The sequence below is a fragment of the Pseudomonas sp. S3_C06 genome (genome assembly GCF_054667675.1).
The window spans coordinates 5,744,060-5,762,142 of sequence record NZ_CP162747.1 but is presented as its reverse complement, the minus strand read 5'-3'; the positions used below and the strand labels follow the sequence as shown (position 1 = coordinate 5,762,142).

Below are 18,083 nucleotides of genomic sequence, written 5' to 3'. Positions count from 1 at the left end.
AAATTCGGTTTCAGGTGCGCGAAGGCGTTAAATGGTAAACGCGTCTTGCAGGAGTTTTTCCTGCTGCTCGGCGTGCATCGATGCGTAACCACAAGCTGGGGCAGCAGAAGCCTCACGGCCCGCGTACTCAAGTACGAGAGACTTGTCGAGGTTCCCGATACTGCGACGCAAGTGGTGCTGGCTGCAGTACCAGGCCCCCTGGTTCATCGGCTCTTCCTGACACCAAACGGCATTTTTGACGTTGGTGTATGGAGCCAGCACTTCTTTCAAGTCGTCCTCAGGGAATGGGTACAGCTGCTCGATACGCACGATGGCGATATCTTCACGGCCTTCGGCACGGCGTTTTTCCAGCAGGTCGTAGTAGACCTTGCCGCTACACAGAACAACACGCTCGACCTTTTTCGGGTCCAGGGTATCGATTTCCGGGATCACGGTCTGGAACGAACCTTCGGCCAGATCTTCCAGGGTCGAGATGGCCAGTTTGTGGCGCAGCAGCGACTTCGGCGTCAGCACGATCAGCGGCTTGCGCAACGGACGAATCACCTGACGACGCAGCAAGTGGTAGATCTGTGCTGGCGTGGTCGGAACGGCGACCTGAATGTTGTGCTCGGCGCACAGTTGCAGGTAACGCTCAAGACGTGCCGAGCTGTGCTCAGGGCCCTGACCTTCGTAACCGTGTGGCAGCAACATGGTCAGACCGCAGAGACGGCCCCACTTGTGCTCGCCGCTGGTGATGAACTGGTCGATTACAACCTGTGCACCGTTGGCGAAGTCGCCGAACTGGGCTTCCCAGATCACCAGCGCATCCGGCGTGGTGGTCGAGTAACCGTATTCGAATGCCAGTACCGCTTCTTCCGACAGGAACGAGTCGTACAGGTCAAAGCGTGGCTGACCGTCGTACAGGTGCTGCAGCGGAATGTAAGTGCCTGCGTCTTTCTGGTTGTGCAACACAGCGTGCCGGTGCGAGAACGTACCGCGGCCGATGTCCTGACCGGTCATGCGGATCGGGTGACCTTCGAACGCCAGGGTCGCGTACGCCATGGTTTCGGCGTAACCCCAGTTGATCGGCAGGCCGCCGGCTTGCATTTTCTGACGGTCTTCGTAGATCTTCGAGACCTGACGCTGAACCACGAAGCCTTCCGGAATTTCCAGCAGCTTGGCGGACAGTTCTTGCAGGGTTTTCAGATCAAAGCGGGTGTCGTGACGCGCAGTCCAGGCGTGGCCCAGATACGGACGCCAGTCCACGAACAGCTCTTTGTTCGGCTCTTTGACCAGCGATTTCACGACGTGCAGACCGTTGTCCAGCGCGTTGCGGTATTCGTCGACTTTCGCCTGAACACGCTCTGCGTCCAGCACACCGCCCTGGGTCAGACGATCAGCGTACAGCTCACGGGTGGTGCGCTGTTTGGTGATCTGCTGATACATCAGAGGCTGGGTGCCGCTTGGCTCGTCGGCCTCGTTGTGGCCGCGACGACGGTAGCAGACCAGGTCGATCACCACGTCACGCTTGAACTGCATGCGGTAGTCGATGGCCAGCTGGGTCACGAACAACACGGCTTCCGGATCATCACCATTCACATGGAGGATCGGCGCCTGGATCATCTTCGCAACGTCGGTGGCGTACTCGGTGGAACGCGAGTCCAGCGGGTTGCTGATGGTGAAACCGACCTGGTTGTTGATCACGATGTGCACGGTACCGCCGGTTTTGAAACCGCGGGTCTGCGACATCTGGAAGGTTTCCATGACTACGCCTTGACCTGCGAATGCAGCGTCACCGTGGATGGAGATCGGCAGAACCTTCTCACCGGTCGGGTCGTTACGACGATCCTGACGGGCGCGAACCGAACCTTCTACCACCGGGGAAACGATTTCCAGGTGGGACGGGTTGAACGCCATGGCCAGGTGAACTTCACCGCCGGCGGTCATCACGTTGGACGAGAAGCCCTGGTGATACTTAACGTCACCGGAACCCAGCTCGACCTTCTTCTTGCCTTCGAACTCGTCGAACAGCTCGCGCGGGTTCTTGCCGAAGGTGTTGACCAGTACGTTCAGACGGCCACGGTGGGCCATGCCGATGACGACTTCCTTGGTGCCGTAGGAACCGGAACGCTGGATCAGTTCGTCGAGCATCGGAATCAGGCTTTCGCCGCCTTCCAGACCGAAACGCTTGGTGCCCGGGTATTTGGTGCCCAGGTATTTTTCCAGGCCTTCACCGGCAGTCACGCGCTCAAGCAGGTGGCTCTTGATGTCGGCGGAGTACGTCGGACGACCACGCACGCTTTCCAGACGCTGCTGGAACCACTGGCGCTGCTCGGAATCGGTGATGTGCGTAAATTCAGCGCCGATGGTGCGGCAATATGTCTGCTGCAACGCTTCGTGAATTTCGCGTAGGCTCGCTTCCTCTTTGCCGATGAACAGGTCGCCGGCACGGAAGGTCGTATCAAGATCGGCATTGGTCAAGCCGTAATGATTGATCGACAGGTCTGCAGGTGCAGGACGCTGCCACAGCCCCAGCGGGTCAAGCTGGGCTGCCTGGTGGCCACGCATACGGTAGGCCTGGATCAATCGCAGCACTTCAACTTGCTTCTTCTCGTGCTCACTGCTCACGCTGCCGGCGGAAACCGGTTGGGCGCGGCGCTGGTTCTTTGCCAGCAGCACGAAATGATCGCGAATTGTCGAGTGCGAAACATCAGTGGCAGAGTTGCCGTCGGCAGGCAACTTCTGAAAGTAGGTGCGCCACTCTTCTGGCACAGCGTTAGGGTCGTGCAGGTAGAGCTCATAAAGCTCTTCCACATAGGCAGCGTTTCCACCTGAAAGGTAGGCGCTGTTCCACATGCGCTGCATCACGCTTTCTTGCATGCTTGGTCACCCTCGGTTAGGGGAACACCATCGATGTCGACACCGAGCAAACTTGCAGAAGTCCGAATGCAGCGACTAAAACAAGCCACTTAGGATCACACTGATAGTCCGGGTACCAGCCCGGATGCCCCTGCTTGTCTCATTTCTTCAAAATAAGAGCCGCAGCTTATGGCTACTGCTCTGGTTATAGCCATGACGCGGGTTGAAGCCCGCGCCACAGCCTCTACGGTGCAGCGGTTACAGCAGCTGAATCACACGCCGCTCGAAAGCAGCATGTTACGGATGTGACCGATGGCCTTAGTCGGGTTCAGGCCTTTCGGACATACGTTGACGCAGTTCATGATGCCCCGGCAGCGGAATACGCTGAACGGGTCATCGAGCGAAGCCAGACGCTCGTTGGTCTTGGTGTCACGGCTGTCGGCCAGGAAGCGATAAGCTTGCAGCAGCGCAGCTGGACCCAGGAACTTGTCCGGGTTCCACCAGAAGGACGGGCAAGAGGTCGAGCAGCAAGCGCACAGGATGCACTCGTACAGACCGTCGAGCTTTTCACGCTCTTCTGGCGACTGCAGACGCTCGATGGCCGGAGCCGGCGTGTCGTTCTGCAGGTAAGGCTTCACCTTCTCGTATTGCTTGTAGAAGATGCTCATATCGACAACCAGGTCACGGATAACCGGCAAACCTGGCAGCGGACGAACGATCAGCTTGTTACCTTTTACAACGGCGGACAGCGGCGTGATGCACGCCAGACCGTTCTTGCCGTTGATGTTCATGCCGTCGGAGCCGCAGACGCCTTCACGGCAAGAGCGACGATAGGAGAAACCCTCGTCCTGCTCTTTGATCAGGGCCAGCACGTCCAGCACCATCAGGTCTTTACCACCGGTATCGACCTGGAATTCCTGCATGAACGGCGCAGCGTCCTGATCAGGGTTGTAGCGATAAACACTGACTTTCAACATGGCGGTCACCCTTAATAAGTCCGGACTTTAGGTTCGAAAGTCGGAACAGTCTTCGGCGAGAAGTTCACGGCACGCTTGGTGACGCGCTTGTCACCCGGGAAGTACAGGGTGTGGCACAGCCAGTTTTCGTCGTCACGATCTTCGAAGTCTTCACGGGCGTGAGCACCGCGCGACTCTTTACGTACTTCGGCCGCGATGGCGGTAGCTTCAGCCACTTCCAGCAGGTTTTGCAGTTCCAGCGCTTCGATACGGGCAGTGTTGAACGCCTGCGACTTATCATTGATCTTCACGTTGGCGATGCGGGTACGCAGGTCAGCAAGCTGAGCGATACCTTTCTGCATGTATTCGCCGGTACGGAATACACCGAAGTAGTTCTGCATGCAGCTTTGCAGCTCGCGACGCAGGGTGGCTACGTCTTCGCCGTCGGTACGGTTGTTCAGTGCGTTCAGGCGCGACAGGGCAGCTTCGATGTCGGCTTCGGTAGCGTCGTCGTATTCGATGCCGTCGGTCAGCGCTTTTTCCAGGTGCAGACCAGCAGCGCGACCGAATACCACCAGGTCGAGCAGCGAGTTGCCGCCCAGACGGTTGGCACCGTGCACCGATACGCAAGCCACTTCACCTACTGCGAACAGACCTGGGATGATCTGGTCCACGCCTTCGGCGTTCTGGGTGATCGCCTGACCATGAATGTTGGTGGCTACGCCGCCCATCATATAGTGGCAAGTCGGAACAACCGGAACCGGCGCAACAACCGGGTCAACGTGGGCGAAAGTCTTCGACAGTTCGCAGATGCCTGGCAGACGGCTGTGCAGCACTTCCTCGCCCAAGTGGTCGAGTTTGAGCATTACGTGGTCGCCATTCGGACCGCAACCGTTGCCGGCGATGATTTCTTTAACCATCGAGCGAGCAACCACGTCACGACCGGCAAGGTCTTTGGCGTTCGGAGCATAACGCTCCATGAAACGCTCGCCGTGCTTGTTGATCAGGTAACCACCTTCACCACGGCAACCTTCTGTAACCAGTACACCGGCGCCGGCGATGCCGGTCGGGTGGAATTGCCACATTTCGATGTCTTGTACCGGCACGCCAGCACGCAGAGCCATGCCGACGCCGTCACCGGTGTTGATCAGGGCGTTCGTGGTGGAAGCGTAGATACGACCTGCACCGCCGGTAGCCAGTACGGTGGCCTTGGCGCGAATGTAGGTGGTTTCGCCGGTTTCGATGCAGATCGCGATCACACCGACGAATTCGCCTTCCTGGTTTTTCACCAGATCGACAGCGTAGTACTCGTTCAGGAACGTGGTACCGGCTTTCAGGTTGCCCTGATAAAGGGTGTGCAGCAGTGCGTGACCGGTACGGTCGGACGCCGCGCAGGTACGCGCAGCCTGGCCGCCCTTGCCGTAATCCTTGGACTGACCGCCGAATGGACGCTGATAGATACGGCCTTGCTCGGTACGCGAGAACGGCAGACCCATGTGGTCCAGCTCGAAAACGGCAGCCGGGCCTTCCTGACACATGTATTCGATAGCGTCCTGGTCACCGATGTAGTCGGAACCCTTGACGGTATCGTACATGTGCCAGCGCCAGTCATCGTTCGGGTCAGCGGACGCGATTGCGCACGTGATGCCGCCCTGGGCGGATACAGTGTGCGAGCGGGTCGGGAAGACCTTGGTGATCACGGCAGTCTTGTGACCACCCTGTGCCAGTTGCAGCGCAGCGCGCATGCCGGCACCGCCACCACCAATAATGATGGCGTCGAAAGAAATCGTTGGAATGTTAGCCATGACTCAGATACCCCAGAGAATCTGCACACCCCAGACGAAGTAAGCGAACATCGCAACGCCGCATACTGCCTGGAAAAGGAAACGTATCGCCGTTGCGGACTTGCCGAACGCCATTGGCGTCAGGTAGTCAGTCGCGATGGTCCACATGCCGACCCAGGCGTGAGCGCCGAGAGCAACAAGGGCCAGGAGGCTGAAAATACGCATCCCGTTGTGGGCGAACAGTTCATGCCACTGGGCATACTCGAGGCCAGGGTGGGCCACGACGTATCCGATCAGAAAGATGAAGTAAGCCGCGAGAACGACCGCAGACACACGTTGCGCCATCCAGTCATAGAGGCCCGAACGCGACAGGTTCGTGACGTTAGTTACCATATCCAAACTCCTGCCAGAACGATTACCACCACGGAAACGGCGATAACGATTTTCGAGCCCAGTTTGCCGCCTTCCAGCGTCTCACCGATGCCCATGTCCATGATCAAATGGCGCACACCGGCTACCAGGTGATACAGCAGAGCGGACAGGATGCCCCAAATCACTAGCTTGGCTAGCGGACTGGTCAGACACGCTTTCACCTGACCGAAGCCTTCCTCGGAGCTCAGCGACTTGTCCAATGCATAAAGCATGATGGCAAGGCACACGAAGAGGATGACACCGGAGATACGGTGAAGAATGGACGTGTAAGCAGTGACTGGGAGTTTGATGGTCCTTAGGTCTAGGTTTACAGGTCGTTGGCTTTTCACGGCTTTTTTTTCACACTGAAGAGCCCCTAACAATCAGGGCAAAGTTGTTGGGGAGTGCACTGGTCAGGTAACCACCACCCAGGGATGCGACCCCCAATGAAAGCAAGCCCAAAAGCCCTTGGCGGTCGGTGGCCGAGTATAGACAGTTAGGCTACTAATGACAACGCAATCACCTACCCCAAATAGCTGATTGCACAAGTCGTATAAAAGGCGTAAATGGCAGTCAATTTCGAGGAAAAAGTGCGCTTAAAGCCTTCTGGAGCAAGACTTTAGGCAAATTGACATTCGAATTTATCTCACTATAGTGGTGCGGGCCCTGCGTGGGGGGTCTGTCTGATGGTTCAAGCATAAATAGGAGGCCACATGGCTGACAAAAAAGCGCAGTTGATCATCGAGGGCGCAGCCCCCGTCGAGCTGCCCATTTTAACCGGCACCGTTGGTCCCGATGTAATCGATGTTCGGGGCCTGACGGCCACGGGCCGCTTCACTTTCGACCCAGGTTTCATGTCGACCGCCTCGTGCGAATCGAAGATCACCTATATCGACGGCGACAACGGCATTCTGTTGCACCGCGGCTACCCGATCGAACAGCTGGCTGAAAAATCGGACTACCTGGAAACCTGCTACCTGCTGCTCAACGGCGAACTGCCGACCGCAGAGCAGAAGGCCCAGTTCGTCAGCACCGTGAAAAACCACACCATGGTTCACGAGCAGCTGAAAACCTTCTTCAACGGTTTCCGTCGCGACGCCCACCCGATGGCCGTCATGTGCGGTGTAGTCGGCGCCCTCTCGGCCTTCTACCACGACTCCCTCGACATCAATAACCCGCAGCATCGCGAAATTTCCGCGATCCGTCTGGTTGCCAAGATGCCGACCCTGGCAGCGATGGTTTACAAGTACTCCATGGGCCAACCCATGATGTACCCGCGCAACGACCTGACGTACGCGGAAAACTTCCTGCACATGATGTTCAACACCCCGTGCGAGATCAAACCGATCAGCCCGGTGCTCGCCAAGGCCATGGACCGGATCTTCATCCTCCACGCCGACCACGAGCAGAACGCGTCGACTTCTACTGTACGTCTGGCCGGCTCTTCGGGTGCCAACCCGTTCGCCTGTATCGCCGCCGGTATCGCCGCACTGTGGGGCCCTGCCCACGGCGGTGCGAACGAAGCCGTGCTGACCATGCTTGACGAGATTGGCGATGTTTCCAACATCGACAAGTTCATCGCCAAGGCCAAGGACAAGAACGATCCGTTCAAGCTGATGGGTTTCGGTCACCGCGTTTACAAGAACCGCGACCCTCGCGCGACTGTAATGAAGCAGACCTGCGACGAAGTACTGAAGGAACTGGGCATCAACAACGATCCGCAACTCGAACTGGCCATGCGCCTGGAAGAGATCGCGCTGACCGACCCGTACTTCATCGAACGCTCGCTGTACCCGAACGTCGACTTCTACTCGGGGATCATCCTCAAGGCGATCGGCATTCCGACCAGCATGTTCACTGTGATTTTCGCGCTGGCACGTACTGTTGGCTGGATTTCGCACTGGAAAGAGATGCTCTCCAGCCCGTACAAGATTGGCCGTCCGCGCCAGCTGTACACTGGTTACGAGTCGCGTGATATTTCCAAGCTGGAAGACCGTAAATAAGACCTGTCTTGCGATGAAGTCTTAGTTGTACCGGGAACGGCCTCTATTTATATAGAGGCCGTTTTTGTTTGTGCTGGGTTTTGGGATTTGGGATTTGGGATTTGGGATTTGGGATTTGGGGTTTGGGGTTTGGGGTTTGGGGTTTGGGATTGGGATTGGGATTGGGATTGGGATTGGGATTGGGATTGGGATTGGGGGCATATCCGTTTCTTCGGGTGCTGCCGCTGGCGGTTTCGCTCTTACAGCGAGTCCCTTTTTCAAACGCCAAAAAGGAACCAAAAGGCTTTGCCCCTGGCGTACGGCACTTCGCTGAGGCTCAGTGTTCCCTCGCTACGGTGTCCATCCGGGGGCATCGCCTACGGTTTGCTTCGCTGCACCTCCTCTCGATGAATGCGGCTTCGCCGCACGGCGCTGCGCGCCTACCCCCGGATGAACACCTTCGCTCGGCCTGCCGATGGGGCAAAAGATCAAAAGCCGAAGCCAAAGCAAGATCAAAAGCCAGATCAAGAGCCCCTCACGCTAGCCCTCTCCCGAAGGGAGAGGGGACTGATCGCGGTGTTTGGCAGAGCTACGCCGACCTGAGATACCGAGTCGAACTCAGAGTCTGAATCAGATCAAAAGCCCCTCACCCTAGCCCTCTCCCGGAGGGAGAGGGGACTGAACGAGGTGTTTGGGAAAGCTACCCCGATGTGCGATAGCGCGTTGAACTCAGATTTTGAAAAGCCCACAAATCGGCTCCCTCTCCCTCGGGAGAGGGCTGGGTTGAGGGGCGAATCCAATACCGAACAAAAGCCGACCGCATGCTCTTCACCACTCAACAGGATGAGCGTTAGCTCGGCTGCAGCTCTTGATCTGTAAGGCGACGTCGGAAGGCTGAGTGGAGGGATTGATCCTGGCGTGGGAGCGCAGCGACCGTTTGGCGAAGCCAAACACAGCGAGAGGAGGTGCAGCGAAGCAAACCGTAGGCGTTGCGCCAGGATCGATCCCGGAGCGAAGGGACCCCGAGCTTTAGCGAGCGGGCCGCACGTAGGAGCAAGCGTTTTTTTGCTTACTTTTTTTTGGCGCTTGTAAAAAAAGTGAGTCGCCGTAAGGGCGAAACCCTAAGAAGCCATTACCGCAGCAACGGATATGTACACAGCTCTAGCCGATAACCGCCCACAAAAAATGCCCCGATCTCTCAACCGGGGCATTCAGCACAACATTACAAAACCATCAAACCATCAATGCGAAACCGCCCCACTCGCCCCCAACCCGGTCTGCGAACGCACAAACTGCGGGAAGAACAGCGCCCGCTCCTTGTCCGCTGCCGCCGACTTGTCGGTAATCGAGAAGAACCAGATCCCCACAAAGGCAATGATCATAGAGAACAACGCCGGATACTCGTAAGGGAAGATCGCCTTCTCGTGATGCAGAATCTGCACCCAGATGGTCGGGCCTAGGATCATCAAGCCAACTGCACTTACCAGCCCCAGCCAGCCGCCGATCATCGCACCGCGGGTAGTCAGCTTCTTCCAGTACATCGAAAGCAGCAGCACCGGGAAGTTACAGCTCGCCGCGATCGAGAACGCCAGGCCCACCATGAACGCAATGTTCTGGCTTTCGAACAGGATGCCCAAGCCAATCGCCAACACCGCCAAGGCAATGGTAGTGATCTTCGAGACACGAATCTCGTCCCTCTCGTTCGCCTTGCCCTTCTTGATCACACTGGCATACAAGTCGTGAGAAACCGCCGAAGCACCGGCCAGCGTCAGACCTGCCACAACCGCCAGAATGGTCGCGAACGCCACCGCCGAGATAAAGCCGAGGAAGATACTGCCACCGACCGCGTTGGCCAAATGCACCGCCGCCATGTTGTTGCCGCCCAACAGCGCGCCAGCCGCATCTTTGAAGGCCGGGTTAGTGCTGACCAGCAGGATCGCGCCGAAGCCGATGATGAAGGTCAGAATGTAGAAGTAACCAATGAAGCCAGTGGCGTAGAGCACACTCTTGCGGGCTTCTTTTGCGTCACTCACGGTGAAGAAGCGCATCAGAATGTGTGGCAAGCCAGCCGTACCGAACATCAGCGCCAGACCCAGCGAGAATGCCGAAATCGGGTCCTTGACCAGACCGCCCGGGCTCATGATCGCTTCGCCCTTGGCGTGAACCTTGATCGCTTCGGAGAACAATGTGTTGAAGTCAAAGCCTACGTGCTTCATCACCATCAGCGCCATGAACGAGGCACCGGACAGCAACAGCACGGCCTTGATGATCTGTACCCAGGTGGTCGCCAGCATGCCGCCGAACAGCACATACATGCACATCAGCACACCGACCAGAATCACCGCGACGTGGTAGTCCAGACCGAACAACAACTGGATCAACTTGCCGGCACCAACCATTTGCGCGATCAGATAGAACGCCACCACCACCAGCGAGCCGCAGGCAGACAGGGTGCGGATCTGGGTTTGCCCGAGGCGGTAGGACGCCACGTCGGCAAAGGTGTATTTACCCAGGTTACGCAGACGCTCGGCGATCAGGAACAGAATGATCGGCCAGCCCACCAGGAAGCCGATCGAGTAGATCAGGCCATCGTAGCCGGAGGTGAACACCAGCGCGGAAATCCCCAGGAAGGACGCCGCAGACATGTAGTCACCGGCAATCGCCAGACCGTTCTGGAAACCGGTGATCTTGCCGCCCGCCGCATAGTAGTCGGCCGCCGAATTGTTTTTCTTCGAGGCCCAGTAGGTGATGTAGAGCGTCGCACCCACGAACGCCACGAACATCAGGATCGCCGGAATGTTCAGCGGCTGTTTGGCCACCTCACCCGTCAACGCGTCAGCCGCCCAGACACTCGGCGCGAAAGCCGCAACACTCAATAGAGCCAGTAGACGCCGGATCATTGCTGAGCCTCCTTGAGAATCGCATTGTTCAGGTCGTCAAACTCGCCATTGGCGCGGCGCACATAGATAGCGGTGAGGATGAATGCCGAAAGAATCAGCCCGACACCGATCGGAATACCCCAGGTAATCGAGGACTCAGGACTGAGTTTCGCGCCCAGGATATGCGGCCCGTAAGCGATCAGAAGAATGAAGCCAGAGTAAAGCCCGAGCATGATCGCCGAGAGTATCCAGGCGAACTTTTCCCTTTTTCGCACCAGCTCCTTGAATCGGGGACTGTTTTGAATCGAGAGGTAAATGCTGTCGTTCATTGTTTTTATCCTCGCAGCACAGATTATTGTTGGAACATAGCTAATGTATGCGGCTGCGAGCGCGGTAACAGACGACCTTAGTAGTAGAACGCCATGACACTTTTGCCAATTTCAAGCATGCACAAAAAAATGTAGGAGTGAGCCTGCTCGCGATGGCGGTGTGTCAGTCACCTAAAGCATGAACTGACAGATTGCTATCGCGAGCAGGCTCACTCCTACAGGGGTACAGCGGTGAGGCGGTTATTTGGTCCAGTCAGCCACGCGATCCGGGTGCTTGGCCACCCAATCCTTGGCCGCCGCGTCAGGCTTGGCACCGTCCTGAATCGCCAGCATGACTTCGCCGATTTCATCTTTCGACGCCCACTGGAAGTTCTTCAGGAACTTGGCCACTTCCGGCGCTTTGGTTGCCAGTTCTTTGCTGCCGATGCTGTTCACGGTTTCAGCTGCACCGTACACGCCTTTCGGGTCGTCGAGGAAGCGCAGTTTCCACTTGGCGAACATCCAGTGCGGCACCCAACCGGTGACGGCGATGGATTCGTTTTTCTTCTCGGCACGGGTCAGCTCGGCGATCATGCCGGCGCCGGAACTGGCCTTGAGGGAATACTTGTCGAGGCCGTAATCCTTGATCGCCTGATCAGTCTTGAGCATCACGCCTGAACCGGCGTCGATGCCGACGATGCGATTCTTAAAGGTGTCATCGGTTTTCAGGTCTTCGATTGACTTGGCTTTAACGTACTCCGGCACGATCAGGCCGATTTTCGCATCCTTGAAGTTCGGGCCGTAATCGACGACCAGATCCTTGTTCTTCGTCCAGTATTCGCCGTGGGTCACTGGCAGCCAGGCCGAGAGCATGGCGTCGAGCTTGCCGGTGGCAACACCCTGCCACATGATCCCGGTGGCGACGGCTTGCAGCTTCACGTCGTAGCCGAGTTTCTGTTTGATGACTTCGGCCGCCACGTGGGTGGTCGCGACGCTGTCGGACCAACCGTCAACGTAACCGATGTTCAGGGTCTGTTTTTCTGCGCTGGCGAAAGTGGAACTCATCGCAAGCACCAGAGCGGCACCTGCGCCTAAAAGTCGTCGCATCTTCATCGTTACTTCCCCGAAATGCTGCGCCCGACGGATGCCGGGCATCGTCAACGTATTGTTATGGTGCACAGCGCCCCCATCACGCCTGACCGCAAACCAACTCGAACATCAGCGGAGTACTGATGCCCTGATCATCAACCTGACGCCGCAGGCGACCTGCTCTGTCAGCGACCTCAAGGCAACGAGAAACGACATCAGAAGGCCATTAATCGCGACTATATAAATGACGCCAAATTATCCGCCCGAACTTTGCATGTGCAAATCATGCAGGTCACCAACCCCTCTATAAATGCAGGTAACATGCCTCGCTTTGCAGCCACTCGGCCTGACCATGTCCGCGACTTCCCGTTTCCCCACTCTGCCTTATCTCTTCGCCTGCCTACTCGGGCTGTTTGCCCTCGGTGGCTTCTGGTACGGCCTCGGCCAACCGGTGATTCTGCCGGATGCGGCGACGCCGACGCACAAGCTGCAGTGCGCCTCGTACACACCGTTCGATAAAGACCAATCACCGTTCGACGTGCCATTCAAACTGCGCCCGGAGCGCATGGACGCCGACCTCGCGTTGCTGGCGACTCGCTTTGAGTGCATTCGTACCTATTCGATGACGGGCCTTGAGGCGCTGCCGGATCTGGCGCGTAAACATGGTCTCAAATTGATGATCGGCGCATGGGTCAACAGCAACCCGGTAGACACCGAGAAAGAAGTCGACCTGCTGATCGCCTCGGCCAACGCCAACCCGGACGTGGTCAGTGCAGTGATCGTCGGTAACGAAGCGCTGCTGCGCAAGGAAGTCACCGGCGCGCAACTGGTCCGGTTTATCAACAAGGTCAAGAGCCAGATCAAGCAACCGGTCACCTACGCCGATGTCTGGGAGTTCTGGCTCAAGCATCCGGAAGTCGCGCCGGCAGTGGACTTCCTGACCATCCATTTGCTGCCGTACTGGGAAGATGATCCATCAAACATCGATGCCGCCCTGCAACATGTCGCGGATGTGCGCCAAGTGTTCGGCAACAAGTTCGCCCCGAAAGACGTGATGATCGGTGAAACCGGCTGGCCGAGCGAAGGCCGCCAGCGCGAGACCGCCCTGCCGAGTCGGGTCAACGAGGCCAAATTCATTCGTGGTTTTGTCGCAATGGCCGAGAAAGAAGGCTGGCATTACAACCTGATCGAAGCCTTTGACCAGCCGTGGAAGCGCGGCAGTGAAGGCGCGGTCGGCGGTTACTGGGGGCTGTTCGACGCGGATCGTCAGGACAAAGGCGTGCTCGCCGGGCCGGTGACCAACGTGCCGTACTGGAAGGAATGGCTGGCGGTCGGTGGTTTGATTTTTCTTGGCACACTGATGCTCGGCGGTCGCGTTCGCACGACGCGCTCGGCGCTGGTGTTGCCGCTGCTGGGCGCCCTCGCCGCCTGCTCGATTGGCGCCTGGGGTGATCTTGCGCGGGTGACTACGCGATTTGCCAGTGAGTGGCTATGGGTCGGTGTACTGACCGCGTTGAATCTGTTGGTGTTGGCGCACGCAGCATTGACGTTGAGCCCGCGCACTGGCTGGCGTGAACGGGCGTTCAATCTGCTGGAGCGTCGCGCCGGCTGGCTGGTCGCGGCAGCAGGTTTTGCCGCTGCGGTGATGATGCTGGAGATGGTGTTCGATCCGCGTTATCGCAGCTTTGCGAGCATGGCGTTTGTGCTGCCGGCGCTGGTTTATCTGTGTCGCCCGGTGAGTGTGCCGCGCCGGGAAATTGCCCTGCTGACGTTTATTGTCGGCGCGGGGATTGCGCCGCAGTTGTATCAGGAAGGTTTGCAGAATCAGCAGGCGTGGGGCTGGGCGCTGGTGAGTGTGTTGATGGTGGCTGCTTTGTGGCGCTGCCTGCGCGTTCACAAGATTTAATATTCATCGACTGAAATGCCCAATCGCGAGCAGGCTCACTCCTACAGTTTGGAATGCGTTCCCCTTGTAGGAGTGAGCCTGCTCGCGATAGCTGACGATCAGACGCTGCAGGACTTACGGACCAACCGCAACCCGGCAATCACCAATGCAAACACCGCCAACGTGGTGTTGTACAACGCCAGTGCCGGCACCCCAAACACCAGCGCCAGCACCGCCAGCCACCACCCTGCCCGCCCGGGCACGACAAAACCGATCAGCGCCGCGCCCAGCGCCGTCCAGCCCAGCACCTTGAAGTGAATCATCAAGCCCAGATTCGAACGCACCTGACATTCCCAGCGGCTGGCCTCATCCACGCAGATGCCCACCCATTTTCCGTCTTCCATAAAGCCATAACGCGCTCCATAACTGGCGGCCAGCCACAACGGCAACAGAACGAGCAGCAAAATCACGGGCAAGCGGCGGGACATGAAACACTCCAATCTTCGGGAATCGGCGGCCAGCTTAATCTGCCGCCAGCCGTTCGCAAGAACTAACAACTGTTAACTGTTCATTCAGTCGGTGCAAAGTGTATCGTCCAGCTACTATTACTCCGAATTCTGCCTGTTTGGTGCCGCAGCATGGCACTTTGGCGCAACCCCGGTGGTCATAGCCTGCGAACTTCATTCGGCACCTTCCTCTAAGGGATCTAGTCATGCTCCGTTCCTTGCGCTTCGCCGCGCTGTTCAGCGGCCTTATTTTGAGTGCGTCCGCACTGGCGGTGGATATCGATGCCGCCAGCTATGGCTACCCGCTGACCAATCCGTTCGAGGCGACCATCGCCACGACCCCGCCCGATTTACGCCCGGAGCTGCCGCTGGACGACGACATCAATCAGTCGGACCGCAGCCTGACGTTGCGCCCCGAGCGAGAGTTCATCCTGCCAGACAACTTCTGGGCGGTGAAAAAGCTCACCTACCGCATCGCCACCCAGGACAAACCGGCACCGCTGATCTTCCTGATCGCCGGCACGGGCGCACGCTATGACAGCACGCTCAACGAATATCTGAAAAAGCTCTACTACAAGGCCGGCTACCACGTCGTGCAGTTGTCGTCGCCGACCAGTTTTGACTTCATCAGCGCTGCCTCGCGTTTCGCCACCCCGGGCGTGACCAAGGAAGACGCCGAAGACATGTACCGGGTGATGCAGGCTGTACGGGCGCAGAATCCGAAACTGCCGGTGACAGAGTATTACCTGACCGGTTACAGCCTCGGTGCTCTGGATGCCGCGTTCGTCGCGCATCTGGACGAGACGCGCCGCAGCTTCAACTTCAAGAAAGTCCTGCTGCTCAACCCGCCGGTCAACCTTTACACCTCGGTCACCAACCTCGACAAACTGGTGCAAACCGAAGTTAAAGGCATCAACACCAGCACGACATTCTATGAGCTGGTGCTGTCCAAGCTGACCCGCTACTTCCAGCAGAAAGGCTACATCGACCTCAATGACGCGCTGCTCTACGACTTCCAGCAGTCCAAGCAACACCTGACCAACGAACAGATGGCGATGTTGATTGGCACCTCGTTCCGTTTCTCGGCAGCCGACATTGCGTTCACCTCGGACCTGATCAACCGTCGCGGCCTGATCACCCCGCCGAAATTCCCGATCACCGAAGGCACCAGCCTCACGCCGTTCCTAAAGCGTGCGCTGCAATGCGATTTCGATTGCTACCTGACCGATCAAGTAATCCCGATGTGGCGTGCGCGCACCGACGGCGGCAGCCTGCTGCAACTGATCGATCAGGTCAGCCTGTATGCGTTGAAGGATTATCTGCATGACAGCCCGAAAATCGCCGTGATGCACAACGCCGACGACGTGATCCTCGGCCCGGGCGACCTCGGTTTCCTGCGCAAGACCTTCGGTGATCGCCTGACCGTTTACCCACTGGGCGGCCACTGCGGCAACCTTAACTACCGCGTCAACAGCGACGCCATGCTGGAGTTCTTCCGTGGCTAAATATCTCCTGCTGATTGCAGCGCTTCTCTGCGCAGGCGTGGCCCAGGCCGACAACAGCAAAGCTAACGCGCCCGTCGTGGTCGACAGCGACGGCTTCAAGGAGCCGCTGTCCAAACTCAAATTCAACCCGGGGCTGGATCAGCGCGAGTTCGAGCGCTCGACGCTCAACGCGCTGAACGTCTACGACCCGCTGGAATCGTGGAACCGCCGGGTTTACCACTTCAACTATCGCTTCGACCAATGGGTGTTCCTGCCGGTGGTCGATGGCTACCGTTACATCACACCCAGCTTTTTGCGCACGGGCGTGAGCAACTTCTTCAACAACCTCGGTGACGTACCGAACCTGGTCAACAGCCTGTTGCAGTTCAAAGGCCAGCGTTCGATGGAAACCACCGCGCGCCTGCTGCTCAACACCACCATCGGCATCGCCGGTCTGTGGGATCCGGCCACCGCCATGGGCCTGCCGCGTCAGAGCGAAGACTTCGGTCAGACGTTGGGCTTCTATGGGGTGCCGGGGGGTGCGTATTTCGTGCTGCCGATTTTCGGCCCGTCGAACATCCGCGATACCGCAGGTCTGGCCGTGGATTACACCACCGAATCGGCGATCAACTTCCTCAACGTCTCGGAAGTCAGCTCCAACCATCCGGAAGTCTGGGCCCTGCGTGCGGTCGACAAGCGTTATCAGACCAGTTTCCGTTATGGCCAGATGAACTCGCCGTTCGAGTACGAGAAAGTGCGTTACGTGTACACCGAAGCGCGCAAGTTGCAGATCGCCGAGTAATTCCGACAGGCACAAAAAAGGGCCATTCGATGCGAGTCGAATGGCCCTTTTTCATGGCATCACACAGATCAAATTGTAGGAGTGAGCCTGCTCGCGATAGCGGTGTGTCAGGCGACACTTATGAGGCTGATACACCGCTATCGCGAGCAGGCTCACTCCTACAAGGGTTTTGTGTTGAATGTCAGTTTTTCAGGGCTTTCCAGATCTTGCCGACAACCGAAACCACCGCCAACACCACCGCACCAGCGATGATCCCCGCCACGCCATTGAGCAACATCGGCACCGCAAACCCGACACTGCCGGCCGCCGCGCCAACACCTTCAATCCAGTGATGAATCACCGGCACGCCGTGGGTGAGAATGCCGCCACCGACCAGGAACATCGCTGCCGTACCGACCACCGACAAGGTTTTCATCATGTACGGTGCGGCGCTGAGGATGGCGCTGCCGACTTTCTTCGCGAACTGCCCAGGTTTTTGCGTCAGCCACAGACCGAGATCGTCGAGCTTGACGATGCCCGCCACCAGACCATAAACGCCGACAGTCATGACAATGGCGATACCAGACATCACAATCACTTGCTGCGTCAGCGATGCATCCGCCACGGTGCCCAAGGTGATCGCGATAATCTCTGCCGAAAGGATAAAGTCAGTGCGAATCGCGCCTTTGATCTTGTCCTTCTCGAATGCCACCAGATCGGTCGCCGGATCAGCAACTGCTTCAGTCAGTTGCGCATGTTCGGCCTCGTCTTCAGCCTTGCTGTGCAGAAATTTGTGCGCAAGCTTCTCGAAACCTTCGAAACACAGGTACGCACCACCGACCATCAACAGCGGCGTCACCAGCCACGGCACGAACGCACTGATCGCCAGCGCAGAGGGCACCAGAATCAGTTTGTTGACGAACGAGCCTTTGGCTACAGCCCAGACCACGGGAATTTCGCGCTCGGCACGCACACCGGAGACCTGCTGGGCGTTGAGCGCCAGATCGTCGCCGAGCACGCCGGCAGTCTTCTTGGCGGCCATTTTGCTCATCAACGCCACGTCGTCCAGCACGGTGGCAATATCGTCGACCAGCACCAGCAAACTGCTTCCTGCCATGAATCCTGTTTCCTTTTATGTATGAATGTTGCGAAGCATAACGCGACCTTAGACCACGCGGGG

General features: G+C 57.8%; 14 protein-coding genes. 4 read left to right on the top strand and 10 right to left on the bottom strand.

Features of this window, described 5'->3' with window-relative positions:
- Window positions 1-27 precede the first annotated feature (27 nt).
- From AB4N44_RS25645 to sdhC, 5 genes are all read right to left on the bottom strand, one after another.
- Window positions 28-2,859 (bottom strand): 2-oxoglutarate dehydrogenase E1 component, encoded by a 2,832-nt coding sequence (locus AB4N44_RS25645; RefSeq protein ID WP_077571705.1) that lies wholly within the window; start codon window positions 2,857-2,859, stop codon window positions 28-30.
- 251 nt (window positions 2,860-3,110) lie between these two features.
- Entirely contained in the window at window positions 3,111-3,815 is a 705-nt protein-coding gene (locus AB4N44_RS25640) for a succinate dehydrogenase iron-sulfur subunit (RefSeq protein ID WP_007919888.1), read from the bottom strand.
- Between the two features lie 11 nt (window positions 3,816-3,826).
- Window positions 3,827-5,599, bottom strand: a complete 1,773-nt coding sequence (gene sdhA, locus AB4N44_RS25635; protein ID WP_038363946.1) for a succinate dehydrogenase flavoprotein subunit — start codon at window positions 5,597-5,599, stop codon at window positions 3,827-3,829.
- Window positions 5,600-5,602: 3 nt separating this feature from the next.
- Window positions 5,603-5,971 carry a succinate dehydrogenase, hydrophobic membrane anchor protein gene (gene sdhD, locus AB4N44_RS25630; RefSeq protein WP_003222999.1) on the bottom strand — a complete coding sequence of 123 codons (369 nt, stop codon included), beginning with the start codon at window positions 5,969-5,971 and terminating at the stop codon, window positions 5,603-5,605.
- Window positions 5,965-6,339 carry a succinate dehydrogenase, cytochrome b556 subunit gene (sdhC, locus tag AB4N44_RS25625; RefSeq protein WP_016773673.1) on the bottom strand — a complete coding sequence of 125 codons (375 nt, stop codon included), beginning with the start codon at window positions 6,337-6,339 and terminating at the stop codon, window positions 5,965-5,967. The genes sdhD and sdhC overlap by 7 nt, the downstream gene beginning before the upstream one ends.
- 363 nt (window positions 6,340-6,702) lie before the next feature.
- Between sdhC and gltA the strand changes: the two genes are divergently transcribed.
- Entirely contained in the window at window positions 6,703-7,992 is a 1,290-nt protein-coding gene (gene gltA / locus AB4N44_RS25620) for a citrate synthase (RefSeq protein ID WP_007919904.1), read from the top strand.
- 1,220 nt (window positions 7,993-9,212) lie between these two features.
- Here gltA and AB4N44_RS25615 read toward each other — a convergent pair.
- The 3 genes from AB4N44_RS25615 to AB4N44_RS25605 form a co-directional block, all read right to left on the bottom strand.
- A complete protein-coding gene (locus AB4N44_RS25615; protein ID WP_186616621.1) occupies window positions 9,213-10,871 on the bottom strand; it encodes a cation acetate symporter in 1,659 nt (552 codons plus the stop codon).
- Window positions 10,868-11,179, bottom strand: coding sequence for a DUF485 domain-containing protein (locus tag AB4N44_RS25610; RefSeq protein WP_007919908.1), 312 nt, complete (start codon window positions 11,177-11,179; stop codon window positions 10,868-10,870). The genes AB4N44_RS25615 and AB4N44_RS25610 overlap by 4 nt, the downstream gene beginning before the upstream one ends.
- A gap of 240 nt (window positions 11,180-11,419) precedes the next feature.
- Window positions 11,420-12,271 carry a glycine betaine ABC transporter substrate-binding protein gene (locus AB4N44_RS25605; protein WP_105709413.1) on the bottom strand — a complete coding sequence of 284 codons (852 nt, stop codon included), beginning with the start codon at window positions 12,269-12,271 and terminating at the stop codon, window positions 11,420-11,422.
- A 286-nt stretch (window positions 12,272-12,557) separates the two neighbouring features.
- On the opposite strand from AB4N44_RS25605, the gene AB4N44_RS25600 reads away from it, so the two are divergent.
- Window positions 12,558-14,153, top strand: a complete 1,596-nt coding sequence (locus AB4N44_RS25600; RefSeq protein ID WP_460111518.1) for a glycoside hydrolase family 17 protein — start codon at window positions 12,558-12,560, stop codon at window positions 14,151-14,153.
- 98 nt (window positions 14,154-14,251) lie between these two features.
- Here AB4N44_RS25600 and AB4N44_RS25595 read toward each other — a convergent pair whose 3' ends face one another.
- Window positions 14,252-14,620: a hypothetical protein gene (locus AB4N44_RS25595; RefSeq protein WP_455805223.1), complete on the bottom strand. Its 369-nt coding sequence runs from the start codon at window positions 14,618-14,620 to the stop codon at window positions 14,252-14,254.
- 224 nt (window positions 14,621-14,844) lie between these two features.
- On the opposite strand from AB4N44_RS25595, the gene AB4N44_RS25590 reads away from it, so the two are divergent.
- Together AB4N44_RS25590 and AB4N44_RS25585 are read left to right on the top strand one after the other, a co-directional pair.
- Entirely contained in the window at window positions 14,845-16,143 is a 1,299-nt protein-coding gene (locus AB4N44_RS25590) for a serine/threonine protein kinase (RefSeq protein ID WP_034151543.1), read from the top strand.
- Complete coding sequence (locus AB4N44_RS25585; RefSeq protein WP_127926343.1) at window positions 16,136-16,924, top strand: MlaA family lipoprotein; 789 nt, start codon at window positions 16,136-16,138, stop codon at window positions 16,922-16,924. Before AB4N44_RS25590 ends, AB4N44_RS25585 begins: the two co-directional genes overlap by 8 nt.
- A gap of 181 nt (window positions 16,925-17,105) precedes the next feature.
- Here AB4N44_RS25585 and AB4N44_RS25580 read toward each other — a convergent pair whose 3' ends face one another.
- On the bottom strand, window positions 17,106-18,020 hold the full coding sequence (locus AB4N44_RS25580) for a DUF808 domain-containing protein (protein ID WP_160038819.1): 915 nt from the start codon (window positions 18,018-18,020) through the stop codon (window positions 17,106-17,108).
- Window positions 18,021-18,083: the final 63 nt, after the last annotated feature.